Source organism: Streptomyces xanthochromogenes, from assembly GCF_014650455.1.
In the GTDB taxonomy this organism is placed as follows: Bacteria; Actinomycetota; Actinomycetes; order Streptomycetales; family Streptomycetaceae; genus Streptomyces; species Streptomyces xanthochromogenes.
This window is the reverse complement of sequence record NZ_BMUZ01000002.1, coordinates 170,559-196,108: the sequence shown is the minus strand read 5'-3', so window position 1 is coordinate 196,108 and position 25,550 is coordinate 170,559. Positions and strand designations below refer to the sequence as shown.

The following is a 25,550-nucleotide window of genomic DNA, read 5'->3' as shown; positions in this document are numbered from 1 at the left end:
AGACTCAGCGGCGCAGCACCGTGACGACGGCCGCGCCGCCCAACCCGATGTTGTGCGCGAGCCCCACCCGCGCACCCGGTACCTGCCGCGCCCCGGCAGCCCCGCGCAACTGCCACACCAGCTCGGCCGCCTGCGCGAGCCCGGTCGCGCCCAGCGGATGCCCCTTCGAGATCAGGCCTCCGGAGGGATTGACCACCCACCGTCCGCCGTACGTCGTCGCGCCGGACTCGACCAGCTTGCCCGACTCCCCCGCCCCGCACATCCCCAACGCCTCGTACGTGAGCAGCTCGTTGATCGAGAAGCAGTCGTGCAGCTCGATCACGTCGACGTCCTCGATGCCGAGGCCCGCCCGCTCGAAGGCCTGCCGGCCGGCCGACCGCGACATCGGGGCCCCGACCGCGTCGATGCAGCTCCCCGACGCGAAGGACTCGTCGGTGTCCGTCGTCATCGCCTGCCCGGCGATCTCCACCGCCCGGTCGCCCAGGCCGTGCCGCTCCACGAACCGCTCCGAGACGACGACCGCGGCCGCCGCCCCGTCCGAGGTCGGCGAGCACTGGAGCTTGGTCAGGGGCCGGTGGATGGTCTTCGCCGCGAGGACCTCCTCGACCGCATAGGGGTCCTGGAACTGGGCGTTGGGGTTGTTCACCGAGTGCCGGTGGTTCTTGGCGCCCACGGCGGCGAGCTGCGCCGCGGTCGTCCCGTACCGCTCCATGTGTTCGCGCGCCGCGTTGCCGAAGATCTGCGCGGTGGGCGGTGTCATCTCGAAGCCGTGCCGGGCCGCCATGATCCCGTAGTGGCGGGCGACGGGGGACGTCGCGAAGTCGCCCCCGTCCGAGCCGCCGCCGAGCGCGCCCCGCTTCATCTTCTCGAAGCCGAGCGCGAGCACGCAGTCGCTGACGCCGCCCTCCACGAACTGCCGCGCCAGCATCAGCGCGCTCGCCCCCGTGGCGCAGTTGTTGTTGACGTTGTAGACGGGCACACCCGTCAACCCCAGCTCGTACACGGCCCGTTGACCGGCGGTCGAGGCCTGGAAGCAGTAGCCGACGGGGACCTGTTCCACCGCGTCGTAGTCGACACCGGCGTCCGCGAGCGCCGCGCTGCCCGCCTCCTTCGCCATGTCCCAGTACTGCCAGTCCCGGGACTCCGGCTTCTCGAACTTCGTCATGCCGACACCGACGACGTAACTCTTCATCGCACTCTTCACGACAGGGACCCTTCAGTCTCGGGGCAGGCCGAGGATGCGCTCGGCGACGACGTTGAGCTGGACCTGGGTGGTGCCGCCCGCGATGGTCAGGCAGCGCGACATGAGGAAGCCGTGCACGGCCCGCTCACCCGGGCCCTCGGCCACCGCGCCCTCGGGGCCGAGGAGTTCGAGGGTGAGCTCGGCGACCTTCTGCTGATGCGGGGTCTGGACGAGCTTGCGCACACTGGCCCCCGCACCCGGTTCCAGGCCCGACACCTGCTGCAGGGTGGTGCGCAGCCCGATGCAGGCCAGCGCGTGCGCCTCCGCGGCGAGCGCGCCGATCCGCGCCCGGTATGCCCCGTCGAGCCCGTCGGCACGGTCGATCAGCGCTTCGAGCCCGGTGTCGAAGGCGACCTGGTCGGCCATGTGGACGCGTTCGTTGCCGAGGGTGTTGCGGGCGACCCGCCAGCCGCCGTTCACCTCGCCGACCACGGCGTCGGCGGGCAGCAACGCCCCGTCGAAGTACACCTCGTTGAAGAGGGAGTCGCCGGTGATCTCCTTCAGGGGGCGGATGTCGATGCCCTCGGTCCGCTTCATGTCGACGAGGAAGTAGGTGAGCCCCTGATGCTTGGGGGCCGCCGGATCGGTGCGGGCCAGCAGGATGCCGTAGTCCGCCCACTGCGCGGCGCTCGTCCACACCTTCTGGCCGGTCACGCGCCAGCCGTCCGCGGTGCGCTCGGCCCGGGTGCGCAGCGAGGCGAGGTCGGAGCCCGCGCCGGGTTCCGAGAACAGCTGGCACCACAGCAGCTCGCCGCGCAGGGTGGGTGCGAGGAAGCGGTCCTGCTGGGGCCCGCTGCCGTGGGCGAGGAGCGAGGGCACCACCCAGGTGGCGATCCCGAGGTCGCTCACCTTGACCGCGGCCCTCCTCAACTCCTCCTGGATGACGATCTGTTGGACCGGCCCCGCGCCCAGCCCATGGGGCGCCGGCAGGTGCGGGGCCGCGTAGCCGGCCGGGGCGAGGGCCCGGCGTGCGGCGCCCGGGTCGAGGCCCCGTGCGGTGTCGATCGCCGCCCGGGCGGGCTCGCGGTAGTTCTCGGCCTCGGGCGGCAGCTCCGTGCGCAGCTCGCGCCGGGCACCGTCGCCGGCGAGCCGTACCGCCCGCAGCCGGTGTTCGTCCCCGGCCCCCAGGAGCTGGCGGGCGACCAGGGCCCGGCGCAGATACAGGTGGGCGTCGTGCTCCCAGGTGAAGCCGATGCCGCCGAGAATCTGGATGCAGTCCTTGGCGCAGGAGCAGGCGGTGTCCACCGCCGTGGCCACGGCGAGGGACGCGACCAGGCCCCGCACCTCGGCGGGCTCGTCCATGGCCCGGGCCGCGTCCCAGACCAGGGCGCGCGACTGCTCCAGGCGTACCAGCATGTCGGCGCACAGGTGCTTGACCGCCTGGAACTGTCCGATGGGACGCCCGAACTGCTCGCGCACCTTGGCGTGTTCGGTCGCGGTCTCCAGGGCGCGGGCCGCCGTGCCGCAGGACTCGGCGGCGAAGAGGACGGCGGCGAGGTCGCGCACCAGCGCCGAGTCCACGTCGAGGACCCGGTCGGCCGGGACCAGGACGCCCTCGGCCCGGACCTCGGCGGTGGGCCGGGTCGGGTCGGCACCGTGCTGCGTACGGATGCGCAGCGCCGCGGCGTCCACCGCGAGCCAGAGCGTGCGGTGGTGGGCCTTGGCCGCCAGCACCACCAACTCGGCCTGCCCGGCGGCCAGTACGGGGGGCGCGGTGCCGTCCAGGAGCCAGCCGCCCGCGCCCTCGACGGCGCAGAGCGTGCCCGCACCGAGCGCGACGGCCGCGGTCGTGCGCCCCTCGGCGATGTCCGCGACCAGGGCCTCCTGCCGTCCGGCGCGGCGCAGCAGCTCGGCCGCGAGCGCCGAGGGGAGGTAGGGGCCGGGCAGCAGTCCGCGCCCCGCCTCCTCCAGGACGACCGCGAGCTCCACGAGGCCGCCCCCGCCGAACTCCTCGCCGAGGTGGACGCCGAGCAGCCCCTGTTCGGCGAGCCCGTCCCAGAACTGCGGGCGGGCCCCAGCGGCCCCGGGTGCGTCCAGGAGCCCGCGCACCTTCTCGACCGGTACGGCCCGGGCGAGCCAGCCGCGTACCGCCTCGGCCAGCTCCCGCTGTTCTTGCGTGTTCGCGATGCCCATGGACGCCCTCACCCGTCGCCGGTCCGGAAGAACGGCGCAAGAGTAGAACACGTTTCAATCTGACGGAAGGTCAGATCGGCGTGAGCTTGCCGCCCCGGCCCCGCGCGGCCCCCGCCGGACCACGCCCGCCCGGGGCGCCCCCGACGGCGTACGGCACCATGGACCGCTCACGCACCTACGACCCCAAGGAGCAGGGCCGTGGCCACTCCCCAGCCTCAGATCCTGGCCGCCTTCGAGGCGGCCAAGGGCTTCATGCCCGTACGCGAGGGGCTCGCCCTGTACGAGGCGGCCGCCTCGGCCGGGGCGCTCGGCCTTCCGCTCCTGGAGGTCGGCACGTACTGCGGGCGCTCCACGATCCTGCTCGCGGAGGCCGCCCGCGAGAGCGGCACGGTCGCCGTCACCGTCGACCACCACCGCGGCAGCGAGGAGCAGCAGCCGGGCTGGGACTTCCACGACCCGACGGTCGTCGACCCGGAGGTGGGCCGGATGGACACGCTGCCCACCTTCCGGCGGACCCTGCACGCGGCGGGCCTCGAAGACCACGTGATCGCGATGGTCGGGCGCTCCCCGCAGGTCGCGCGGGTGTGGGGCGGGCGGCTCGGCTTCGTCTTCATCGACGGCGGCCACACCGACGAGCACGCGAGCGCCGACTACGAGGGCTGGGCGCCGAAGCTCGCCGAGGGCGGCACGCTGGTCATCCACGACGTCTTCCCCGACCCGGTGGACGAGTTCACCGGCCAGGCCCCGTACCGCATCTATCTGCGAGCCCTGGAGTCCGGCGCCTTCACCGAGGTCTCGGCGACCGACTCGCTGCGCGTCCTGCGCCGCACGGCCGCCGCGCTGTGACACGTCGCGCAGCCGAGTGCCCGGGCCCGGGAGAGGCGCGCCGTTAGCATCGGCTCGTGTCGTACGACAGCGAGTCATCGAATCAGGACAGCCGGTCGCGCCGCGTACGCGGCCGGGCCCTCGTCGCCCTCGCCGCCCTGGCGCCGACCGCCCTCGCGGGCTGGCTCGTGTGGCAGGCGATGGAAGGGACCGCCGGCCACGACGACAAGCCGCCCCAGGTCCTGCCCCTGCCCAGCCGCACCGAGCAGTCCGCGCGCCCCGGCACCGGCACCCCGGCCGTGACGGGCAGCCCCCGCCCCGCCTCGCCCTCGGCTCCGCCCGGGGGCGGTTCCGGCACCGGCACGCTCGCCGGAAAGACCGTCGTCATCGATCCGGGTCACAATCCGAATAATTTCCGGCATACAAAAGAGATCAATGAGCCGGTGGACATCGGAACGAACAAGAAGGAATGCGACACCACCGGCACCGAGACCAACGACGGTTATACGGAAGCCGAGTTCACCCTCGATGTGTCGCACCGGATCAGGGCGATCCTGGAAAAGCAGGGCGCCAAGGTCGTCTTCACCCAGGACGGCGACCGGACATTCGGACCGTGTGTGGACGAGCGGGCCCGGGTCGGGAATCGGGCGAAGGCCGATGCCGTCGTATCGGTGCACGCGGACGGGGCGGACGAGGGGCAGCGCGGCTTCCACGTCATCCTGCCCGCCAAGGTGAAGGGCGGCGGCGCCGACACCGCCCCGATCGTGGGGCCTTCGCGTGAACTCGGTGTGCGGATCGCGGGGAAGTTCGTCCTGGACACCGGCATGAACGCCTCCAACTACGTGGGCGGCGGCACCGCCCTCGACACCCGCAGCGACCTCGGCGGACTCAACCTGTCGACCGTCCCGAAGGTGTTCATCGAGTGCGGCAACATGCGCGATTCCCGGGATTCGGAGCTCCTCAAGAGCGGGGCCTGGCACCAGAAGGCCGCTCAGGGCATCGCCGACGGCATTACGGCGTTCCTGGGCGGGTAGGCTCCCGACCCGCCGTACGGCCCACAGTTCCAGACGATAGATTCTTCCGCACAGGGGGAACCACCTAGAGCTTCACGCCGTGTGCACGTACACCGGCGGCAGCGATGACCGCCCCGACGAGACGACATAAAAGAGGACTTTTACGTGAACATCCGCTCCCTCACACGAGGCGACGGCGTGGTGATCGGTGCAGCGGTGGTGCTGTTCATCGCCTCGTTCCTGAATCTCACATCCACTCCGAGCTGCTCTGGCCAGTTCTGCCCGAGCCAGTCCGCCCCGAACGCCTGGGACTCGCTCTCGCTCCTGATGAGCATGTACCTCGCGGGCATCATCGGCGCGGTGCTCGTCGTCGTCGGCCGCTCGCTGCCGCAGCCGAAGACGGTCGCGGGCCTCGACCTCACGCAGTTCGGTGTCGCCTTCACCGTCTTCGCCGCGTGGACCGCGTTCTGGACGATCATCGACGCGCACGGCTCCGGCGCCGGCATGATCCTCGGCCTCATCGCCGCGCTGGTGCTCGCCGCGGCAGCCGTCGCCGCGCCGCTGGTCGCCGCGCTCAAGGCGCCCCTGATGGGCACCCCGAGCCCCGCCGCCGCCCCGCAGCCCTACGGCTACCCGAACGCGGCCCAGCCGGCCGGTGGCTACGGCTACCCCGGCGCGGCCCAGCAGCCCTACGGCGCACAGCCCGGCGACCCGAGCCTCGGCGGCCACCCCGGCGCCCAGGCCCAGGCCCAGCCGTTCGGCGCGCAGGCGCCGGCCGCCGCCGAGCCGAACAAGGACAGCCAGGCGCAGCCCGCCGCGGCCGCCCCGGCCGGCGACTTCGCCCCGTTCTGGTTCGCGGTCCCCGTCGCCCGCCCGCTGTACGCGGAGGACGGCTCGCCCACCCCGATCGCCGAACTGGCCCCCGGCACGTGGTACTTGGCCGTGGACCAGCGCGGTCCCGGCCTGGTCGCCCAGACGCAGGACGGCCGCCGCGGCGTCCTCCAGGACACCACCGGCATCCAGCGCGGCTGATCACCCGCAGCACCCCGACGGCCCCCCGCCCCTTCCGGGCGGGGGGCCGTTGCCCTACGCTCCCCTGACGGATCGTCAGATCACCGGGAGGGGACGGCACATGCGCCTGGGACTCGCACTCGGCTACTGGGGACGCGGACCGAACCCCTCCCACCTCGAACTCGCCCGCACCGCCGAGGAGTTGGGCTATCACTCGGTGTGGACCGCGGAGGCCTGGGGCTCGGACGCCTTCACCCCGCTGACCTGGATCGCCGCGCACACCTCGCGCATCCGGCTCGGCACCGCCGTCGCGCAGATGGCGGCGCGCACCCCCACCGCCACCGCCATGCACGCCCTCACCCTCGACCACCTCTCGGGCGGGCGCATGATGCTGGGCCTCGGGCTCTCGGGGCCGCAGGTGGTGGAGGGCTGGTACGGCCGGCCCTTCCCGTCGAGTCCGCTCACCGCGACCCGCGAGTACGTGGACGTGATCCGCCAAGTGCTGCGCCGCGAGGGCCCGGTGGAGCTCGACGGACGCTTCCACGCGCTTCCCTACGCGGGCCCGGACGGTACGGGTCTGGGCAAGCCCCTCAAGGCCATCACCCATCCCCTGCGCCCGGACATCCCCGTACTCCTGGGCGCCGAGGGCCCCAAGAACATCGCCCAGACCACCCGCATCGCGGACGGCTGGCTCCCCCTGTACTGGTCGCCGACCCGCACGGGCGTCTACGAGGCCTCGCTCGCGGACCTGCGCGAGGGCTTCCTGATCGCCCCCATGGTGCGCGCCCACGTCTGCGACGACATCGCCGAGGGGCTGCTCCCGGTCAAGGCGATGCTGGGCTTCTACATCGGCGGCATGGGGCACGCGGCCCGCAACTTCCACGCCGACCTGATGGCCCGCATGGGGTACGAGGACGCGGCCCGCCGCATCCAGGAGCTGTTCCTCGCGGGCCGCCGGGAGGAGGCGGTGCTCGCCGTGCCGGACGCGTTCGCCGACGAGATCTCCCTGGTGGGTCCCCGTCAACGCATCGCGGAACGCCTGGAGTTGTGGCGCAAGGGCCCGGTGACGGACCTGTTGGTCACCTCACCGGACCCCTTGACGCTGCGCACGCTGGCGGAGCTGAACTCCTAGCGCCGCTTCAGCCGCCGGCGAGCTGGCCCGCGGAAGGCACCTGGTCCTTGACCGGCGCACCCGCCTTCTGGCCCGCGTCCTTGACGCCGTTGATCATGTTCTCGAACACCCCGACGTCGGAGTCGTTCGCGTCACCCTTGCGCAGCTTGCCGCTCAGGTTCTTGAGCGAGTCGATGCCCGAGGTGAGGGGCGCCACGGCCTTGGAAAGCAGCGGGTCGCCCTTGGCGTTCTCGGTCGCCGCCTTCAGGCGGTTGTACGTGAACGCACCGGCCAGACCGGCCTTGACGAGCGCGAACGTACGGCCCTTCGCGCCCTTCTTGAACTTGCCCGCCTTGTACGGCTTGATGATCCACTGGTAGGCGGCGCCCGCGGCGAGTCCGGCGTTGGCGACGAAGCGGGTCTTGGCGAGCTTCTGCCGCTCGGCCGACGCGGTCGGCGAGGGGGTGCTCTCGGCCGCGGCGAGCGCGGCGCGCTGGGTGGACCTGGTCTCTCCTCCGCAGGCGGTCGTCGACACCAGGACGGCGCAGGACAGGACGACCGCCACGATTATGCGGCGGATGGGGAACGTAGTGGGCACGATGACCTCCGGGGGATGTTCGGCCTCCCCGGCAGCCTCACCCGGCCCACCGCACTGCGCCACTCGGGCGACTCCGTACGGGTCGTCCCGGCCGCGGCGGGGCCTCTCCGTACGGGCCCGTCCTACCCGCAGCAGTAGGGCGCCAGGCCCCTGGGCAGCCGTTCGCCGCCGAAGACCGCCCCGGTCGCCTCGTCGCCGCCGAGGGCCGCCACCGCGAGCAGCAGCGAGCCCGCCGTCCACGTCGTGAGCTCCTCGGGCCATACCGCGCGGTTGCCCTCGAAGACGTAGCCCGTCCAGTACAGGCCCGTCGCAGGGTCGCGCAGGTGCTGGATGGACTGGAGGACCTCAAGGGCCCGGTCGGACTCGCCCGTCGCCCACAGCGCGAGGGCCAGCTCGCAGCTCTCGCCGCCGGTGACCCACGGGTTGGGCAGCACACAGCGCACTCCGAGGCCGGGCACCACGAAGTCGTCCCACATCGCGTCGATGCGGGCCTTGGCCTCCGCGTCGGTCAGGGCACCGCCGAGGACCGGGTAGTACCAGTCCATCGAGTAGCGGGACTTGTCGAGGAAGCGCTCGGGGTGGTGCTGGATGGCGTGCGCGAGCGCACCGGCCGCCAACTCCCAGTCGGGCTGCGGCTCTTCGCGCTGCTCGGCGATGGCGAGCGCGCAGCGCAGGGCGTGGTGCACCGAGGAGCTGCCGGTGAGCAGCGCGTCGGTGACGGCGGTGCCGTCCTCCTCGCGCTTCCAGCCGATCTGCCCGCCGCTCTGCTGGAGCGCGAGGACCCATTCGACGGCCGCGAAGACCTTGGGCCACATCCGGTCGAGGAAGGTGTCGTCGCCGGTGGCGAGGTAGTGGTGCCAGACCCCGACCGCGATGTAGGCGACGAAGTTGGACTCGCGGCAGCGGTCGGTGACCCGGTCGTGCTCGCCGTCGTGATAGGCGGCGTACCAGGACCCGTCGTCGTTCTGGTGCCGGGCGAGCCACTCGTAGGCCCGCTCGGCGGCGGCGTGTTCGCCCGCCGCGTCCAGCGCCATCGCGGCCTCGGTGTGGTCCCAGGGGTCCAGGTGGTGGCCGCGGAACCAGGGGATGGCGCCGTCGGCGCGCTGCGCGGCGAGCAGCGCCGCCACGGTCTGCCCGGCCTGGCCCGCGGTGAGCACCCCGGGCAGCACGAGGTGTTCGGTGCGCTCCGGAGAGGTCACTTGGCGGCGCCCACGGGCAGGTGCGGCTTGGTCGCGTACGCCACGAAGCTCTTGCCGACGACCGGGTTGAGCGCCCGCTCGGCGAGCCGGGTGACGGTGCTGATGCCGGGCGTCTTCATGATGTCCCAGACCAGAAGCTGGTGGTACGCCTTCACCGGCAGCGCCTTGTCGTTGTCGACGCCGAAGGCGCACTTGAGCCACCAGTACGGCGAGTGCAGCGCGTGCGCGTGGTGGGTGCCGTACGGCTTGAGGCCGGCCTGCCGCATCTTGCCGATGAGTTCGTCCGCCTTGTAGATGCGGATGTGGCCGCCCTCGACCTCGTGGTACGCGTCGGACAGCGCCCAGCACACCTTCTCGGGCCCGTAGCGCGGGACGGTGACCGCGATGCGGCCGCCGGGCCGCAGCACGCGGACCATCTCGGCGAGCACGCCCTTGTCGTCGGGGATGTGCTCCATGACCTCGGAGATGATCACGACGTCGAACGACTCGTCGGGGAAGGGCAGGTTGAGCGCGTCCCCCTCCATCGCGGTGGCGGTGGCCCCCTCGGGCGCCTCCCCCGCCTCCTTCATCGCGGCGAACCACTTGGCGACCTCGCGGATCTCCTCGGCGTTCTGGTCCAGCGCCACGACCTGGGCGCCGCGCCGGTAGCACTCGAAGGCGTGCCGGCCCGCGCCGCAGCCCAGGTCGAGCACGCGGTCGCCCGGGGCGAGCGGGAAGCGGGAGAAGTCGACGGTCAGCACGGGGTCTGCCCTTTCCGATGGAGATCACCTGTGGCCGCGGAGCGGCCGGTAGTCGTGGGCGCGGGGCGCCCGGTCACCTGGCGGGCTTCCGGGCCGTACGGCCCTGCGCCTCGATGGCCTCGCGGTAGAGCTCGGCGGTGCCCCGGGCGGCGCGGGCCCAGGTGAAGCGTTCCAGGACCCGTTCGCGGCCGGCCGCGCCGAGCCTGGCCCGCAGCTCGGGGTCACCGAGGAGGCGGGCGAGCCCGGCCGCCAGCGCCCCCGCGTCGCCGGGCGGCACCGCGAGGCAGGTCTCGCCGTCGGTGCCGGCGACCTCGGGGATCGCCCCGCCGGTCGTGGCGAGCAGCGGGGTGCCGGTCGCCATGGCCTCGGCGGCGGGCAGCGAGAAGCCCTCGTACAGCGAGGGCACACAGCTGATCTGCGCGGAACGTACGAGGTCGACGAGTTCGGCGTCGGTGATGCCCTTGACGAACCGGACGGCGTCACCGAGCCCGTACTTCTCGATGGCGTGGGCGACCGGCCCGTCCTCGGCGCGCTTGCCGACGACGACGAGGTGGGCCGCCGGGTGCTCGGTGCGCAGCTTGGCCAGGGCCTCGACGAGGAAGACGAGGCCCTTGAGCGGCACGTCCGCGCTGGAGGTGGTCACGATCCGGCCGGGCACCTCGGCGACGGCCGGGTCCGGCGACCACAGGGCGGTGTCGGCGCCGATGTGCACGACCTCGATGCGGTCCGCGCGCACGCCGAGGTGGTCGACGATCTCGCCCTTGGAGGTCCCGGAGACGGTCAGCACCGACGGCAGCCGGCGGGCGACCCGCTTCTGCATCCGCGTGAAGCCGTACCAGCGGCGCACCGAGGCGCGGCGCTTCCAGTCGGGCGCCGCGTCCAGTTCGAGCCGGCGGTCGACGGTGATGGGGTGGTGGATCGTGGTGACCAGGGGCGCGCCGACGTCCCCGAGCAGCCCGTAGCCGAGCGTCTGGTTGTCGTGGACCACGTCGAACTCGCCCCGCCGGGCCACCAGATGACGCCGGGCGCGCAGCGAGAAGGTGAGCGGCTCGGGGAAGCCGCCGGTGCGCATGGCGGCGACCTCCAGGCGGTCGATCCAGTCCCGGTACTCGTCCCTGGCGGGCGTGCGGAAGGGATCGGGCGAGCGGTACAGGTCGAGGCTGGCGAGCTCGGTGAGCGGGACGCCCTCGTCGAGCACGGGGTAGGGCTGGGCGCCGATGACCTCCACGGAGTGCCCGAGCCGGGCGAGTTCGCGCGAGAGGTGGCGGACGTAGACGCCCTGGCCGCCGCAGAACGGGTTCCCCTTGTAGGTGAGCAGCGCGATCCGCAGCGGGCGATCGCCCGCACGGTCGGCGCCCCCGGCGCGGGGGCTTGCCTCGATGGCCTCAGCGGTCACACGCGGCCCCCTTCATCACTGCGTTTCGCCGGAGCGTAACCGCTCGCGCTAATCTAGAACAAGTTCCAGACTTGGTCCTTCTTGAGCGTACTTCGATCACTCAAGGAGCATCGAATCTACCGGCAGGTAGCGCGACCGTAAGAGCCGGATCAGGTGATTCGCGCCACGGCGGGGCCCCTGCCATGCTGGGCGGCCGAACACCGGTGGCAGAGAACTGGACAAACGGAACGGGACACATGACAGCGGAAGCCAAGGCGGCCGTCCCGGCCGCCCCTCCCCTGACGGAACGCCAGGAGGCCCGGCGCCGTCGCATCCTGCACGCGAGCGCCCAGCTGGCCAGCCGCGGCGGCTTCGACGCGGTGCAGATGCGCGAGGTGGCCGAGGCCGCGGGGGTCGCGCTCGGCACCCTGTACCGCTACTTCCCGTCCAAGATCCACCTCCTGGTCGCCACCATGCAGGACCAGCTCCAGCATCTGCACGGCACCCTGCGCAAGCATCCGCCGTCCGGCACCGGTTCGGCGGAGCGGGTGGCCGAAACCCTCATGCGGGCCTTCCGCGCGCTCCAGCGCGAGCCGCACCTGGCGGACGCGATGGTGCGCGCCCTCACCTTCGCGGACCGCTCGGTGAGCCCCGAGGTCGACACCGTCTCGCGGCAGACCACGGCGATCATCCTGGACGCGATGGGCCTCGATCACCCCACGCCCGAGCAGCTCTCGGCCGTCCGGGTCATCGAGCACACCTGGCACTCGGCCCTGATCACCTGGCTCTCGGGCCGGGCGTCCATCGCCCAGGTCAAGATCGACATCGAGACCGTCTGCAGACTCATCGACCTCACGGCCCCGGCCAGGGACCAGCGCGCCTAGGCCTGCGGCCCGCTCAGGGGCCGACACCCGCCCCCGCGGCCCCAGGACCGACCCGCTCTGCGCGCGCAGGCGCCCCGGCGCCCCCACCGATCCGTTCGCCCGGACCGCGGACCGACCCGTGTTCGCGGGGTCCGAACAGGCAGGGCCCACAGGGGAGTTGGCGCCAGGGTCGGGGCCTGCGCGGCGGCGCTAGTCCTCGGGCGGGAAGACGGCCTCCCGGGAGTCGGCCAGGGTGATCGAGATGGCCTCGACCGGGCAGCCCTCGGCGGCGGCCAGGACCTGTTCGCTGGCGTCGCTGTCGGGGCTGCGCGGGTGGGACTGACGTGCGGAGTCGAGCTCGAACCCGGCCGGGGCGTGGTTGACGCACATGCCGGATCCGATGCACACGCTCCGGTCGACCTCGACGTGCCAGCGGTCGCCCATCACTCGCCTCCGTGCCCGGCGGGCAGGTGGATCATCTTGTGCTCCAGGTACTCGCCGAAGCCCTCGGGCCCGAACTCCCGCCCCAGACCGGAGGACTTGTAGCCGCCGAACGGGCCCAGCATGTCGAGGCTGAAGGTGTTGACGTTGAAGGTGCCGGTGCGCACCGAGCGCGCGAAGTCGATGCCGTGCTCGACGTCCCCGGTCCACACGCTGCCGCTGAGCCCGTACTCGGAGTCGTTGGCGATCCTGAGCGCCTCGGCCTCGTCCCCGTACGGCAGCAGACAGATGACCGGTCCGAAGATCTCCTCCCGGGCGACGCGCATCGTGTTGTCGACGTCACCGAAGAGGGTCGGCTCGACGTACCAGCCCCGGTCGAACCCGGCCGGACGCCCGCCCCCGGTGAGGATCTTGGCGCCTTCCTCCTGTCCGATCCTGATGTAGTCCAGCGAGCGCTGCCGCTGCCGCTCGGCGACCAGCGGGCCGACCTGGGTGGCCGCGTCCAGCGGGTCCCCCACGACGAGCGCGCCCGCGGCGGCCGCGAACGCCTCGGCGATCTCCTCGTACCGGCTGCGCGGGGCCAGGATGCGCGTCTGGGCCACGCACGCCTGCCCGTTGTTCATCCAGGCGGCCGGGACGACGCCCGCGACGGCCGCTTCGAGGTCGGCGTCCGGCAGGATCACCGCGGCCGACTTTCCGCCCAACTCCAGGGTGACGCGGGTGAGGTTGCGCGCGGCGACCTCCATCACGCGCTTGCCGGCCGCGACGGAACCGGTGAAGGACACCTTGTCGACGCCGGGGTGCCCCACGAGGTACTCGCTGACCTCGCGGTCCGCGGGCAGGATGGACAGCACCCCTTCCGGCACTCCCGCCTCGGCCGCGATCTCGCCGAGGATGTAGGAGTCGAGGGGCGACTCGGGGGACGGCTTGAGGATCACCGAGCAGCCGGTGAGCAGCGCGGGCCCCAGCTTGGCCGCGGCCACGAACTGCGGGACGTTCCACGGCACCACGGCGGCCACGACCCCCACCGGCTCCCGCCGCACGAGGAGCGGTCCGAGCGCGCCCGACCGCCGTTCCTCGTAAGGGAATTGGCGGGCCACGGTGATCGCCGAGTCCCACACCATCATCGCGCCGAGCGCCTGGGCGAGCACGCTCCAGGAGTACGGGGAGCCGTTCTGTGAGCTGATGGACCGGGCGATCTCCTCGTGCCGTACGAGAATGGCGTCCTTGATCCGGGACACCACCTCGATGCGCTCCTCGGGCGTGGCCCGCGCCCAGGGTCCGGTGTCGAAGGCCCGTCGCGCGGCGGCCACGGCCCGGTCCACGTCCGCCCGGGAGGCGTGCGGGACGTGGCCGATGACCTGCTCGGTATGGGGCGAGATCACCTCGATGACGTCGGTGCCGAGCGGGTCGGTCAACTCCCCGCCGATGAAAAGCTGTCCGTGTTCCACGAGCTCGGTCATGCCTGGTGCCTCCTGCGGCGCGGGCTTCGCTGTGGCCTGACGTTGTTTCAGAACTGATACCAGTTCTAGTTGCACTAGTCCACGGCGGGGACGGGTCGGCTGACGTCCGAGCGAACGGAGTTGATCGCGGGAGGGCGGGACGAACCGGGCGACCAGTGGAACCAGTTCTAGTTATAGTGGCCGGGGCGTGCCACTCGACCGGGTGGCGCCGGCCGGCCGCACACGGACCCGGAGTTCGGGGTCCAGAGAGACGAGGACTCCATGCCGCAGGAGCCAGCGCGGGAGCGGGCACAGGAGCCGACGCGGGAGCCGGCCACGCCTCGGGTGACCGACCACGGGGGCGGGGTCCACTCCATCGAGGTGCCGATCCCGGACAACCCGCTCGGCCACACCCTGGTCCACCTCGTCGACACCGACCGGGGGCCGGTGCTCGTCGACACCGGGTGGGACGACCCGGACTCCTGGGACACCCTGGCCGCGGGCCTGCGGGCGCTGGGTACCGACGTGTCCGCCGTGCACGGGGTGGTCATCACCCACCACCACCCCGACCACCACGGCCTCTCCGGTCAGGTCCGGGAGGCCTCGGGCGCCTGGATCGCGATGCACGCGGCGGACGCAGCCGTGGTGCGCCGCACCCGGGAGGCCCGACCGGGCGTCTGGCTGGACTACCTGTGCGCCAAGCTCGCGGCGGTCGGCGCACCCGAGGAGCATCTCGCCCCGCTGCGGGAGGCCCGTACGTCCGGACGCATGCGCACCCTGCCGGGGCTGCGGGCCGCACTGCCGGACCGCGAGATCGTGCCGGGCGACCTGCTGCCGCTGGCCGGGCGCCGGCTCCGCGCGATCTGGACACCGGGGCACACGCCGGGCCACGTCTGCCTCCACCTGGAGGAGGAGCACCCCTCGGGGCTGCCCGGCAACGGGCGCCTGTTCAGCGGCGACCACCTGCTGCCCGGGATCACCCCGCACATCGGCCTGTACGAGGACCCCGACGACGCGGTAGAGACCGACCCCCTCGGCGACTACCTCGACTCCCTCGAACGGGTCGGCCGCCTCTCGGTCGCCGAGGTGCTGCCCGCCCACCAGCACGCGTTCACGACGGCGGGAGCGCGGGTGCGCGAGCTCCTGTCCCACCACGAGGACCGGCTGACGGGCCTGCTGTCCCTGCTCGCCGTCCCCCTCACACCGTGGGAGCTGGCGGAGCGCATGGAGTGGAACCGGCCCTGGGCGCAGATTCCGTACGGGTCACGCACGATCGCGGTGTCGGAGGCGGAGGCGCACGTGCGGCGGCTCGAAAAGCTGGGCAGGGTCGAGCGGGTGCCGGGGGGCGGGGTGGTCCGGTTCCGCTCGACCGAGCCCGGCTGAGGCACCCCGGGGCTCCCCGGACCCCGGTTCTTGGCCCCTCCCCGCCCCCCTCCCCAAACCCTCCGGGGGGGAGTGGCGGGTGGGTGGGCTTCCGGGGGCTGCACCCCCGGGCCCCCATTTTTCGGCTGCGGACCGTGCTGGGCCGGCCGCGCAGTTCCCCGCGCCCCTAAAAGCCTTGGTGCTTGCCCGCACCGGGCATTCAGCCCTCCCGGCTGATCGGTGCGGGCCGGCGCAGGCATCTTCAGCCCGTCATGGGGGTCCCCCTGGCCCTTGAGGCCTTGGGGGAGTTTGAGGACGAGCGCCCTTCAGGCGCGAACGGGGGTGCAGGGGGCGGAGCCCCCGCAGGGTTCGAGGGGCGGAGCCCCTCAGGGGGGCCGGGGCGGAGCCCCGGCGGCGTCCACCCGCCGGGTAGGGTGGGCGGGTCGTCATGCACGTACGGGGGGAAGCCGGTGCGAATCCGGCGCTGACCCGCAGCCGTGAGGCCACTCCGGTGGCAAGCCGGAATGCCCCGTCCCGCATGACCGGCTCACACGTCACCCGCACACCGCGGGTGGCCCGCACCGTCGAGGTATACGGGGCCCGAGCCGGGTGCCAGCGCGCGCCCGCCCGCGCTCCCCCGCAGGAGAGGCACCGCCCGCCATGACCGTACGCCGCTGCGCCGCAGCGCTCGCCGCCGCCACCGCCGTCCTGGGCGGCGCCGCCCCGGCCGCATTCGCCGACGGCACGCCGTCCCCCGCGGCGGTCCCGCCGGGCCTGTACGGAACCAAGGACCCCCAGTACGACGGCGTCTTCCGGCAGTCCCTCGCCTTCCTCGCCCAGGAGAAGGCGGGCGTCAAGCCCGCCGCCCGGGCCATCACCTGGCTCACCGGCCAGCAGTGCGAGAGCGGTGCCTTCACCGCGTTCCGCGCGGACGCGGCCAAGCCGTGCGACCCCAAGGCGATGCTGGACACCAACGCCACCTCCGCCGCGGTCCAGGCACTGGTGGCGCTCGGCGGCCACGACGACGCCGTGAAGAAGGGCGCCGGCTGGCTGAAGTCCGTACAGAACGACGACGGCGGCTGGGCCTACAACCCCGGCTCGAAGAGCGACGCCAACTCCACCGCGATCGTCATCGGCGCGCTCGCCGCCGCCGGCGAGAAGCCGGCCGAGGTGAAGTCGGCCAAGGGCGGCAAGTCTCCGTTCGACGGGCTGCTCGCCTTCGCGCTGCCCTGCGACGACCCTTCCGGCGGCGGCGCCTTCGCCTACCAGGGCGACCTGAAGACCGGGAAGCTGTACGCCAACGCCGACGCGACCGCCGCCGCGGTGACCGGCTCGCTCGGCAAGGGCCTCACCGCCACCGCGGGCCCCGCCGACGCCAAGGGCACCGCCTGCGAGAAGGCCACCACGCCCGAGCAGGCCGCGCACAACGGCGCCGCCTACCTCGCCAGGACGCTGGCACCGACCGGATTCCTGAAGTCCGCGATGCCGGGCGCCGCCGACCAGCCCGACTTCGGCAACACCGCGGACGCGATCGTCGCCCTCGCCGCCGACGGCCGGGCGCAGCAGGCGAAGGCGTCCGCCGACTGGCTCGCCAAGAACGCCACCGCATGGGCCAAGGAGAACGGCCCCGCCGCCTACGCCCAGCTCGTCTTCGCCGCGGACGCGACCGGCGCCGACCCGACGAACTTCGGCGGAGTGAACCTGGTCACGTCCCTCAACGCGACGGGCCCGGCCCCGGAGTCGGCGGCGTCCCCGGCCGCCTCGTCCGAGACGTCGGACCAGAAGTCGGACGAGAAGAACGACGGCATCTCCGTCTGGTGGATCGTCGGCGTCGGCCTGGTCGCCGGTATCGGCGTCGGCTTCCTGATCAGCGGCCGCAAGAAGAACCAGCAGCTGTGATGCGCACGCGCCTCGCCTCGTTCGCCGCGCCGCTCCTCGCCCTGGTGGTCCTCGCCACCGGCGCCGGGCCCGCCCAGGCGGCGGGCTACCGGTACTGGTCGTTCTGGGACCTGACGGGCGACGCGTGGACGTACGCCACTCAGGGCCCGGCGTCCGCGCACCCCGGCGACGGCTCGGTGGAGGGCTTCCGCTTCGCGGTGAGCGCGGACTCCAAGGACGCGACCCAGCCGCGTACGGCACCGTCCTTCGAGGCGGTGTGCGGTGCGACGCCCACCAAGGACGACACGAAGCGGGTCGCGCTCGTCATCGACTTCGGCACGCCCCAGGACGCGGCCCCGGGCGACACCCCGCCCGCCCCGCGCACCGCCTGCGCGCAGGTCGCCCCGGACGCCACCACCGCCGACGCCCTGGCCGCCGTGGCGAAGCCGCTCCGCTACAACAGCGCGGCCCTGCTGTGCGCGATCGGCGGCTACCCGCGCACGGGATGCGGCGAACAGGTCGACGGCCCGGCAGCGACCGCGAAGCCGGCCGCGGCGAAGGACACGGGGGGTTCGGGCCCGTCGGTGGGCCTGCTGGCCGGAGTGGCCGCCATCCTCGCGCTGGGCGCGGCGGCGATCTGGCAGTCCCGCCGCCGCCGCGGAAACTGACCCGGCGATGCCACCCCAGAACGAAGGCGCCGAGGGCGGGCCGGCAGCGGGTACCGGTGGCGGCAGCGGCCCGGCCGGAGGCCGGGCGGGTACCCACCGGCCCGCGGCCGCCCGAGCAACCCCCCGCCCCCGCCGGAGGTTCGCACCGGCCCCGCCCGCCGCGAGCCGGAGCAACGCCGTGCACCCCGGCGCCTGGTGGCTCTGGGCGCTCGGTCTCGCCACGGCCGCGTCGCGCACCAACAACCCCCTCCTGCTCGGCCTCCTCGTCGGCGTCGCCGGATACGTCGTGGCCGCCCGCAAGACCGACGCCCCCTGGGCCCGCTCCTACACCGCGTTCATCAAGATCGGCCTGTTCGTCGTCGGCATCCGGCTCGCCTTCAACCTGGTCCTCGGCTCGCCGATCCCCGGCAGCCACACCCTGTTCACGCTGCCCGAACTCCCGCTCCCCGACTGGGCGAAGGGCATCCGCGTCGGCGGCCGGGTCACCGCGGAGGGCATGCTCTTCGCCCTGTACGACGGCGTTCGTCTGGCCACCCTGCTGATCTGCGTGGGAGCGGCGAACGCGCTGGCCAATCCCGCCCGCCTCCTCAAGTCGCTGCCCGGAGCCCTGTACGAGGCCGGGGTGGCCGTGGTCGTCGCGATGACCTTCGCGCCGAACATGGTCGCCGACGTCGTACGGCTGCGGACCGCGCGCCGGCTGCGCGGCCGCCCCACCGGCGGCATCAGGGCCATCGCCCAGATCGGGCTGCCGGTGCTCGAAGGGGCGCTGGAACGCTCGGTCGCGGTGGCCGCCTCGATGGACGCCCGCGGCTACGGACGCACCGCCGAAGTGACCGCTTCCGTACGGCACTTGACCACGGCCCTCACCCTGGGCGGACTCCTCGGCGTGTGCGCGGGGACGTACGGACTGCTCGCCTCCGAAGGCGCCGGGTACGGCATCCCCGTCCTCGCGGCGGGGATGGCCGCCTCCCTCGCCGGGCTCCGCCTCGGCGGCCGCCGCCAGATCCGTACCCGCTACCGGCCCGACCGCTGGGACACCCGGTCCTGGCTGGTGGCCGGTTCCGGCGCGGCGGTCGCGGCGCTGATGATCCGGGCGGGCGCGCACGCCTCCGACGCCCTGACCCTCGGGGTCGTCCCCCTCGCCGCACCGGCCCTGCCGCTGTGGCCCGCGCTCTCGTTGCTCGTCGGCCTGCTCCCCGCATTCGTCGCACCCGTACCGCCCGCGCCGGCCGCAAGGCCCGTACCACCGGCGCCACCCGCACCGCCCGCACCGCCGAAGGAGTCCGTGTGATCCGCTTCGAGAACGTTTCGGTCACCTACGACTCCGCCCCCGAACCGACCCTGCGGAACGTGCAACTGACCATCCCCGAGGGCGAGTTGGTGCTGCTGGTCGGCCCGTCCGGGGTCGGCAAGTCGACGCTCCTCGGTACGGTCTCCGGGCTCGTCCCGCACTTCACCGGCGGCACCCTGCGCGGCCGCGTCACCGTGGACGGCCGCGACACCCGCACCCACAAGCCGCGCGAACTCGCCGACCTGGTCGGCACGGTGGGCCAGGACCCCCTCGCGCACTTCGTCACCGACACCGTCGAGGACGAACTCGCCTACGGAATGGAGTCGTTGGGGCTCGCCCCCGCGGTGATGCGCCGCCGCGTCGAGGAGACTCTGGACCTGCTGGGCCTCGCCGAACTGCGCGATCGCCCCATCGCCACCCTCTCCGGCGGCCAGCAGCAGCGCGTCGCGATCGGCTCGGTCCTCACGCCGCATCCGAAGGTGCTGGTCCTGGACGAGCCGACGTCGGCGCTCGACCCCGCCGCCGCCGAGGACGTCCTGTCGGTCCTCCAGCGCCTCGTCCACGATCTCGGCACGACCGTCCTGCTGGCCGAGCACCGTCTGGAGCGCGTGGTCCAGTACGCGGACCAGGTCATCCTCCTGCCCGCACCCGGCGACGCCCCGGTCCTCGGCACCCCGGCCGACATCATGCGCGTCTCCCCGGTCCACCCCCCGGTGGTGGCCCTGGGCCACCTGGCGAACTGGACTCCGCTCCCCCTCTCCGTCCGGGACGCCCGCCGCAGGGCGGGCCCCCTGCGCGAGCGGCTGTCGACGCGTACGCCCCGCACCCCCACCGCCGAAGGCACCCAGCGGCCGCGGGCGGCCACCCCTCGCCCCGCGACGGCGAAGCGCACCCTCGCCTCCCTCCTCCGCCGCCCGCCGGTCAACCCCGACGCCTCCGCCACAACGGCGACGGCCACCACCCGTGCTGCCACCGCCACGGCCACCGCCCTCGGCGTGCGACGCGGCCGGGTCGAGGCGCTGCGCCGCCTGGACCTGAACGTCACCCCGGGCGAGACCATCGCCCTGATGGGGCGCAACGGCGCCGGCAAGTCCACCCTGCTCGCCACCCTCGTCGGCATGATCGAACCCACCTCGGGCGCGGTGACCGTGTCCGGCCGCACTCCCCACCGCACCCCGCCGCGCGAACTGATCCGCGAGGTCGGCCTCGTACCGCAGGAACCCCGCGACCTCCTGTACGCCGACACCGTCGCCGCGGAGTGCGCCGCCGCGGACCAGGACGCCGGGGCCGCTCCCGGAACCTGCCGCGAGCTGGTGTCCACGCTGCTCCCGGGCGTACGGGACGACACGCACCCCCGTGACCTGTCCGAGGGCCAGCGCCTCGCCCTCGCGTTGGCGATCGTCCTGACCGGCCGCCCGCCTCTGCTCCTCCTGGACGAGCCGACCCGGGGCCTGGACTACGCGGCGAAGGCACGCCTGGTCACCGTGCTGCGCGCACTGGCCGCCGAGGGGCACGCGATCGTGCTCGCCACCCATGACGTGGAGCTGGCCGCCGAGCTCGCCCACCGGGTGGTGATCCTCGCGGGCGGCGAGGTCGTCGCGGACGGCCCGACCGCCGAGGTCGTCGTCTCCTCGCCCGCCTTCGCCCCCCAGGTCGCCAAGGTCCTGGCCCCCCAGCACTGGCTCACCGTCGCGCAGGTACGCGAGGCCCTTTCATGAGCCCCATTCGCCCCACGAGCCCCACGACCTCCACGAGCCCCACGAGCCCCACGAGCCAGGACGTCACGAAGGTGGCCCGGGCCATCCGCCTGGGCCCCCGCGCGGTGGTGGCCCTCTCCCTCATCACCCTCATCGGCATCGCGGCCTTCGGCTGGCCGCTGCTCGCAGACGCGGACTCCGGCCTCGCCCACGCCCGGGACGCCCCCTGGCTCTTCGCCGCGCTGCTCCCGCTCCTGGTGGGTGTGGTGGTCGCCACGATCGCCGACGACGGCATGGACGCCAAGGCCGTCGCGATGCTCGGCGTGCTGGCCGCGGTCGGGGCGGCGCTGCGCCCGCTGGGCGCGGGCACGGCGGGACTGGAGCCGATGTTCTTCCTGATGGTGCTGAGCGGCCGGGTCCTCGGACCGGGCTTCGGCTTCGTACTCGGCTCGGTCACGATGTTCGCCTCCGCCCTGCTGACCGGCGGGGTCGGCCCGTGGATGCCGTTCCAGATGCTCGCGATGGGCTGGTTCACGATGGGGGCGGGCCTGCTGCCCGGCCCGCACCGGCTGCGCGGCCGGGCCGAGCTGGTCCTGCTCGCGCTCTACGGCGCGCTCGCCTCGTTCGCGTACGGCACGGTCATGAACCTCCAGGGCTGGACCTTCATCGGCGGAATGTCCTCGGGCGTCTCCTTCCAGCCCGGCGCCCCGCTGTCCGACAACCTGGTCCGCTTCTTCGCGTACTGCGCGGCCACCTCGCTCGGCTGGGACCTGGGCCGGGCGGCGCTCACGGTGGTGCTGACCCTGACGCTCGGCGCGACCGTCCTGAAGGCGCTGCGACGCGCGACGAGGCGTGCCGCCTTCGAGGCCCAGGTCACATTCGAGGCCTGAAAAGGGTCCCTCCGGGGTGAGGCGGCCCACAGGACCTTCGTCCTCTACGAGGCGGAATAGGGGCCCACAGCCATGATCCAGAGGCCCTTCCGCAGCGGCGTTGACCTGGACTTATGTATCCCTTACACCCCCGGGGACGTTCCACCCCCCATGCGACTCCCACTAGTAAATGGGGTGATTGCGGACCCCTGGGCGACCCGGTTACAACTGTTCGAGTCGCCGGAACCGCACGGTCCACACACGGGCCACTCACATCGGGTTCCCTCGCCAAGGAGGTCCTTGAACCTCCGGCGGTGTGCGACCCCCATGTCCCCGAAGTTAGGTTTCGTGTTGTCTTTCGCCGCTCGCATCTCCGCTCGCAAGAAGTCCATCGCCGCCGCCGGCGCCACGCTGCTGGCCGCCTCCGGCATCGCCATGGCCGCCGTCCCGGCTCAGGCCGCACCGACGAGCGCCAAGACGATCGCGCAGCAGATGATGCCGTCCGACCAGTTCCAGTGCTTCAGCAAGATCGTGACCCACGAGTCCGGCTGGAACCCGTCCGCCACCAACTCCTCCTCCGGCGCCTACGGCCTGGTCCAGGCCCTGCCCGGCTCGAAGATGGCCTCCGCCGGTGCCGACTGGAAGTCCAACCCGGCCACCCAGATCAAGTGGGGCCTGAACTACATGAACGACCGCTACGGCAGCCCGTGTGGCGCCTGGAACTTCTGGCAGCAGAACAGCTGGTACTGAGCCGTACCGGCAACGGAGTCGAAGAGCCGCACGATCTGCGGCACCGACTTCCTGAAGGCCCCGTTGTGATCGACCGCTCCCTGGTCGGTCACCGGGGCCTTCTTCCCGTGTCCGGCCAGCCGCCGGGCGCAGCTGAGCGTGTTGCCCATCGGTACGTCGGTGTCGCCGCTCGCGGTGTAGAGGCGGACCGGCACGTCGGGCTTCCAGTCGCAGGTGCGGTCGTTGTCCCGCATGGCGTCGAGCAGGGCGCCGCGGGGCCGCTGGAGCCGCGCGTAGAACCCGGGCGTGAGCAGCTCCTCCACCGTCCCGGGCAGCGCCCCGAGCACCTCCTCCGTGGTGTGACGGGTGTCGATGAGCCCCTCGACGACCCGGGCGTACGGCTCCCGGAAGGCCTCGCCCGGGTCCTGGTACAAGGGGTGCAGGCGGTTCTGCGCGGTGAGCCAGTACGCCAGGTACAGCACCCCGCTGGTGTCGTTCACCCGCCCGTCGAAGAGCCCGGGCATCTCCTGCCCCGCGATGTCGTACGGCCCCGACACCGGCGCGAGTGCCTTCAGCCGGAAGTGCGCGTCCGCGCCCCGGCTCAGCGCCCGGCCGAGCGCCATGGCGACCTGGCCGCCCTGCGAGAACCCGGTCCCGTACACGTCCCCGGTCAGCGGGCGCCCCAGCTCGCGGGCGGCGGTGCGGGCGGCCCGCAGCATGTCGAGCGAGGCGGACACGCCGGAGGCGGTGTCCATGTACGGGTGCCGTCCGGGCCCCGCGCCGAGCCCCAGGTAGTCGGGCGCGGCGACGGCCCGCCCGACGGACGCGTGCAGATACGGCGACAGCCGTCCGTCGTCCTCGGCGGCGGAGGGCGCGTAGTCGCGGTCGACCATGGTGCCGTGGGTGTCCGCGACGAGGTCGAGCCGGGTCCGGCGGCCGTCGTCGGGCAGCACGAGCAGGCCGGTGGCGGTGGTGCGGGTTCCCTGCGGGGTGATCGTGCGGTACGTCAGCCGGTATCCGCGTACGCCGTAGCGGACCTCGGTGCTGTCGATGCCGGCCGCTGCGAGGAACTCGGCGACCTGGGTGGGGGTGCGGGTGGACACGGCCTCGACCGAGACGAGGGCGCCCCGCGGGGCGGGGCGGGCCGGGGCGGCGGGGGCGTTGCCCCCAACTCCCCCTGCGAGCAGGGTAGTTGCGCCTGCGAGCCATACGATTGCCTTTACCATCCCCCGAACGTAGGCGGCGCCGCCCCCCGGCGACATCCGGCCACCCCCCGCCCAGGAGGGGGCCTGGGCCCACCCCTCCGGACACTGGGGCTGCGCCCCAGACCCCGGTTCCGGCCCCTCCCCGAAACACGCCGGGACAAGAAGGTACGGCTGGGCCTCCGGGGGCTGCGCCCCCGGGCCCCATGTGTCCGTCCGCGGACCGTGCGTGGCTGGTCGCGCAGTTCCCCGCGCCCCTGAAGACCTCGCCCTCGGCACGGCCCGACACGGACATGCCCAGCCCGTCATGGGGTCCCTCGGCCCGGCCCGTTCCAGACGGACACCCTCCCAGGCACGAACGGCCCCCGAGCCCGTAGAGGCCCGGGGCGCAGCCCCGGGGGGCAGAGGGCGAAGCCCCCGCAGGAATCCGGGGCGCAGCCCCGGGGGGCAGAGGGCGAAGCCCCCGCAGGAATCCGGGGCGCAGCCCCGGGGGGCCCGGAACCAACCAACCCCGCGCAACGGGCGGGCGGGTGGGCAAACCCCCAGGGGGCGAAGCCCCCGCAGGGATCCGGGGCGCAGCCCCGGGGAGGCCCGGAACCAACCAACCCCGCGCAACGGGCGGGCGGGTGGGCAAACCCCCCTACAGGCGCTGCAGAATCGTGGCCGTAGCCAGCGCCCCACCCGCGCACATCGTGACCAGCGCGAACTCCTTGTCCCGCCGCTCCAGCTCGTGCAACGCCGTCGCGATGAGACGAGCCCCGGTCGCCCCGACCGGATGCCCGAGTGCGATCGCACCCCCGTTCACGTTCACCTTCTCCAGGTCCTGCTCGAAGACCTGCGCCCAGCTCAACACCACGGAAGCGAACGCCTCGTTGATCTCGACGAGGTCGATGTCCCGCAGGGACATCCCCGCCTTCCCCAGGACCGCCCGCGTCGCGTCGATCGGCCCGTCGAGGTGGAAGTGCGGGTCGGACCCGACCAGCGCCTGCGCCACGATCCGCGCCCGGGGCTTGAGCTTCAGCGCCCGGGCCATCCGCTTGGAGGCCCACATGATGGCGGCCGAACCGTCCGATATCTGCGAGGAGTTGCCCGCCGTGTGCACCGCCGTCGGCATGACCGGCTTGAGGCGCCCGAGCGCCTCCATGGACGTGTCGCGCAGGCCCTCGTCACGGTCGACGAGCCGCCACATGCCCTGCCCGGCGGCCTGCTCCTCCTCCGTCGTGGGCACCTGCACGGCGAACGTCTCCCGTTTGAAGCGCTCCTCGCTCCAGGCGACGGCCGCCCGCTCCTGCGACAGGAGGCCGAGGGAGTCGACGCGCTCCCGGGTCAGCCCCCGGTTGCGGGCGATCCGCTCGGCCGCCTCGAACTGGTTCGGCAGGTCCACGTTCCACTCGTCGGGCCACGGCTTGCCGGGGCCGTGCTTGGAGCCGGAGCCGAGCGGCACCCGTGACATCGCCTCGACCCCGCAGCTGATGCCGACGTCGATGACCCCCGCCGCGATCATGTTCGCGACCATGTGGCTCGCCTGTTGCGACGATCCGCACTGGCAGTCGACGGTGGTCGCGGCGGTCTCGTACGGCAGCCCCACCGCGAGCCAGGCGTTGCGCGCCGGGTTCATGGACTGCTCGCCGGCGTGCGTGACCGTACCGCCGACGATCTGTTCGACGCAGTCGGCGTGGATGCCGGTGCGGCCGAGGAGTTCGCGGTAGGTCTCGCCGAGCAGATAGGCGGGGTGCAGATTGGCGAGCGCGCCTCCGCGCTTGCCGATGGGCGTGCGTACGGCTTCGACGATGACGGGTTCCGCGGCCATGAGCTCGTCCTCTCCTGACACAGCCGCTGGGTGTCCCGGCACCGCACGGC

At 73.2% G+C, this 25,550-nt stretch carries 23 protein-coding genes and 1 riboswitch; of the genes, 13 read left to right on the top strand and 10 right to left on the bottom strand.

Going from position 1 to position 25,550, the window contains the following annotated elements:
* Positions 1–4: 4 nt before the first annotated feature.
* Both IE267_RS04730 and IE267_RS04725 read right to left on the bottom strand, forming a co-directional pair.
* Positions 5–1,192 carry a lipid-transfer protein gene (locus IE267_RS04730; RefSeq protein WP_167156268.1) on the bottom strand — a complete coding sequence of 396 codons (1,188 nt, stop codon included), beginning with the start codon at positions 1,190–1,192 and terminating at the stop codon, positions 5–7.
* 24 nt (positions 1,193–1,216) lie between these two features.
* Entirely contained in the window at positions 1,217–3,376 is a 2,160-nt protein-coding gene (locus IE267_RS04725; protein ID WP_189762251.1) for an acyl-CoA dehydrogenase family protein, read from the bottom strand.
* A 252-nt stretch (positions 3,377–3,628) separates the two neighbouring features.
* Between IE267_RS04725 and IE267_RS04720 the strand changes: the two genes are divergently transcribed.
* The 4 genes from IE267_RS04720 (at position 3,629) to IE267_RS04705 (ending at position 7,357) form a co-directional block, all read left to right on the top strand.
* Positions 3,629–4,222, top strand: coding sequence for a class I SAM-dependent methyltransferase (locus IE267_RS04720; protein ID WP_189762490.1), 594 nt, complete (start codon positions 3,629–3,631; stop codon positions 4,220–4,222).
* Between the two features lie 56 nt (positions 4,223–4,278).
* Positions 4,279–5,235 carry an N-acetylmuramoyl-L-alanine amidase gene (locus IE267_RS04715; RefSeq protein WP_229860722.1) on the top strand — a complete coding sequence of 319 codons (957 nt, stop codon included), beginning with the start codon at positions 4,279–4,281 and terminating at the stop codon, positions 5,233–5,235.
* A gap of 144 nt (positions 5,236–5,379) precedes the next feature.
* Positions 5,380–6,246 (top strand): DUF5336 domain-containing protein, encoded by an 867-nt coding sequence (locus IE267_RS04710; RefSeq protein WP_189762250.1) that lies wholly within the window; start codon positions 5,380–5,382, stop codon positions 6,244–6,246.
* Between the two features lie 100 nt (positions 6,247–6,346).
* A complete protein-coding gene (locus IE267_RS04705) occupies positions 6,347–7,357 on the top strand; it encodes an LLM class F420-dependent oxidoreductase (protein WP_189762249.1) in 1,011 nt (336 codons plus the stop codon).
* A 7-nt stretch (positions 7,358–7,364) separates the two neighbouring features.
* Here IE267_RS04705 and IE267_RS04700 read toward each other — a convergent pair whose 3' ends face one another.
* A complete protein-coding gene (locus IE267_RS04700) occupies positions 7,365–7,934 on the bottom strand; it encodes a hypothetical protein (RefSeq protein WP_167153564.1) in 570 nt (189 codons plus the stop codon).
* Between the two features lie 15 nt (positions 7,935–7,949).
* On the opposite strand from IE267_RS04700, the gene IE267_RS40085 reads away from it, so the two are divergent.
* Positions 7,950–8,072, top strand: coding sequence for a hypothetical protein (locus IE267_RS40085; RefSeq protein WP_267907167.1), 123 nt, complete (start codon positions 7,950–7,952; stop codon positions 8,070–8,072).
* Here IE267_RS40085 and IE267_RS04695 read toward each other — a convergent pair.
* The 3 genes from IE267_RS04695 to IE267_RS04685 form a co-directional block, all read right to left on the bottom strand.
* On the bottom strand, positions 8,057–9,133 hold the full coding sequence (locus tag IE267_RS04695; protein ID WP_161246292.1) for a prenyltransferase: 1,077 nt from the start codon (positions 9,131–9,133) through the stop codon (positions 8,057–8,059). The genes IE267_RS40085 and IE267_RS04695 overlap by 16 nt on opposite strands.
* Positions 9,130–9,873, bottom strand: a complete 744-nt coding sequence (locus tag IE267_RS04690; protein ID WP_161246294.1) for a class I SAM-dependent methyltransferase — start codon at positions 9,871–9,873, stop codon at positions 9,130–9,132. Before IE267_RS04690 ends, IE267_RS04695 begins: the two co-directional genes overlap by 4 nt.
* Before the next feature lie 73 nt (positions 9,874–9,946).
* Positions 9,947–11,269: a glycosyltransferase family 4 protein gene (locus IE267_RS04685; protein ID WP_167153561.1), complete on the bottom strand. Its 1,323-nt coding sequence runs from the start codon at positions 11,267–11,269 to the stop codon at positions 9,947–9,949.
* A gap of 236 nt (positions 11,270–11,505) precedes the next feature.
* Here IE267_RS04685 and IE267_RS04680 point away from each other — a divergent pair, with 236 nt between their 5' ends.
* A complete protein-coding gene (locus tag IE267_RS04680; protein WP_167153559.1) occupies positions 11,506–12,132 on the top strand; it encodes a TetR family transcriptional regulator in 627 nt (208 codons plus the stop codon).
* 189 nt (positions 12,133–12,321) lie between these two features.
* Here IE267_RS04680 and IE267_RS04675 read toward each other — a convergent pair whose 3' ends face one another.
* Entirely contained in the window at positions 12,322–12,555 is a 234-nt protein-coding gene (locus IE267_RS04675; protein ID WP_161246300.1) for a ferredoxin, read from the bottom strand.
* A complete protein-coding gene (locus tag IE267_RS04670) occupies positions 12,555–14,015 on the bottom strand; it encodes an aldehyde dehydrogenase (protein WP_189762248.1) in 1,461 nt (486 codons plus the stop codon). Before IE267_RS04670 ends, IE267_RS04675 begins: the two co-directional genes overlap by 1 nt.
* Before the next feature lie 261 nt (positions 14,016–14,276).
* On the opposite strand from IE267_RS04670, the gene IE267_RS04665 reads away from it, so the two are divergent.
* The 7 genes from IE267_RS04665 (at position 14,277) to IE267_RS04635 (ending at position 22,509) form a co-directional block, all read left to right on the top strand.
* A complete protein-coding gene (locus IE267_RS04665) occupies positions 14,277–15,377 on the top strand; it encodes a Strvi_7410 family MBL fold metallo-hydrolase (RefSeq protein WP_167153555.1) in 1,101 nt (366 codons plus the stop codon).
* Positions 15,378–15,816: 439 nt separating this feature from the next.
* Positions 15,817–15,886, top strand: a riboswitch (cobalamin riboswitch).
* Positions 15,887–16,016: 130 nt separating this feature from the next.
* On the top strand, positions 16,017–17,255 hold the full coding sequence (locus IE267_RS04660) for an SCO2321 family membrane protein (RefSeq protein WP_189762247.1): 1,239 nt from the start codon (positions 16,017–16,019) through the stop codon (positions 17,253–17,255).
* Positions 17,255–17,902, top strand: coding sequence for an SCO2322 family protein (locus IE267_RS04655; RefSeq protein ID WP_189762488.1), 648 nt, complete (start codon positions 17,255–17,257; stop codon positions 17,900–17,902). Before IE267_RS04660 ends, IE267_RS04655 begins: the two co-directional genes overlap by 1 nt.
* Positions 17,903–17,909: 7 nt before the next feature.
* Positions 17,910–19,193, top strand: coding sequence for an energy-coupling factor transporter transmembrane component T (locus IE267_RS04650; protein ID WP_189762246.1), 1,284 nt, complete (start codon positions 17,910–17,912; stop codon positions 19,191–19,193).
* Entirely contained in the window at positions 19,190–20,911 is a 1,722-nt protein-coding gene (locus IE267_RS04645) for an ABC transporter ATP-binding protein (RefSeq protein WP_189762245.1), read from the top strand. The genes IE267_RS04650 and IE267_RS04645 overlap by 4 nt, the downstream gene beginning before the upstream one ends.
* Positions 20,908–21,780 (top strand): ECF transporter S component, encoded by an 873-nt coding sequence (locus tag IE267_RS04640; RefSeq protein WP_189762244.1) that lies wholly within the window; start codon positions 20,908–20,910, stop codon positions 21,778–21,780. The genes IE267_RS04645 and IE267_RS04640 overlap by 4 nt, the downstream gene beginning before the upstream one ends.
* A gap of 330 nt (positions 21,781–22,110) precedes the next feature.
* Positions 22,111–22,509 (top strand): lytic transglycosylase domain-containing protein, encoded by a 399-nt coding sequence (locus IE267_RS04635; RefSeq protein WP_506417143.1) that lies wholly within the window; start codon positions 22,111–22,113, stop codon positions 22,507–22,509.
* Here the strand turns inward: IE267_RS04635 and IE267_RS04630 are convergent.
* Positions 22,455–23,714: an alpha/beta fold hydrolase family protein gene (locus tag IE267_RS04630; RefSeq protein ID WP_229860718.1), complete on the bottom strand. Its 1,260-nt coding sequence runs from the start codon at positions 23,712–23,714 to the stop codon at positions 22,455–22,457. The genes IE267_RS04635 and IE267_RS04630 overlap by 55 nt on opposite strands.
* 616 nt (positions 23,715–24,330) lie before the next feature.
* Positions 24,331–25,500, bottom strand: coding sequence for a steroid 3-ketoacyl-CoA thiolase (locus IE267_RS04625; RefSeq protein WP_189762243.1), 1,170 nt, complete (start codon positions 25,498–25,500; stop codon positions 24,331–24,333).
* Positions 25,501–25,550: the final 50 nt, after the last annotated feature.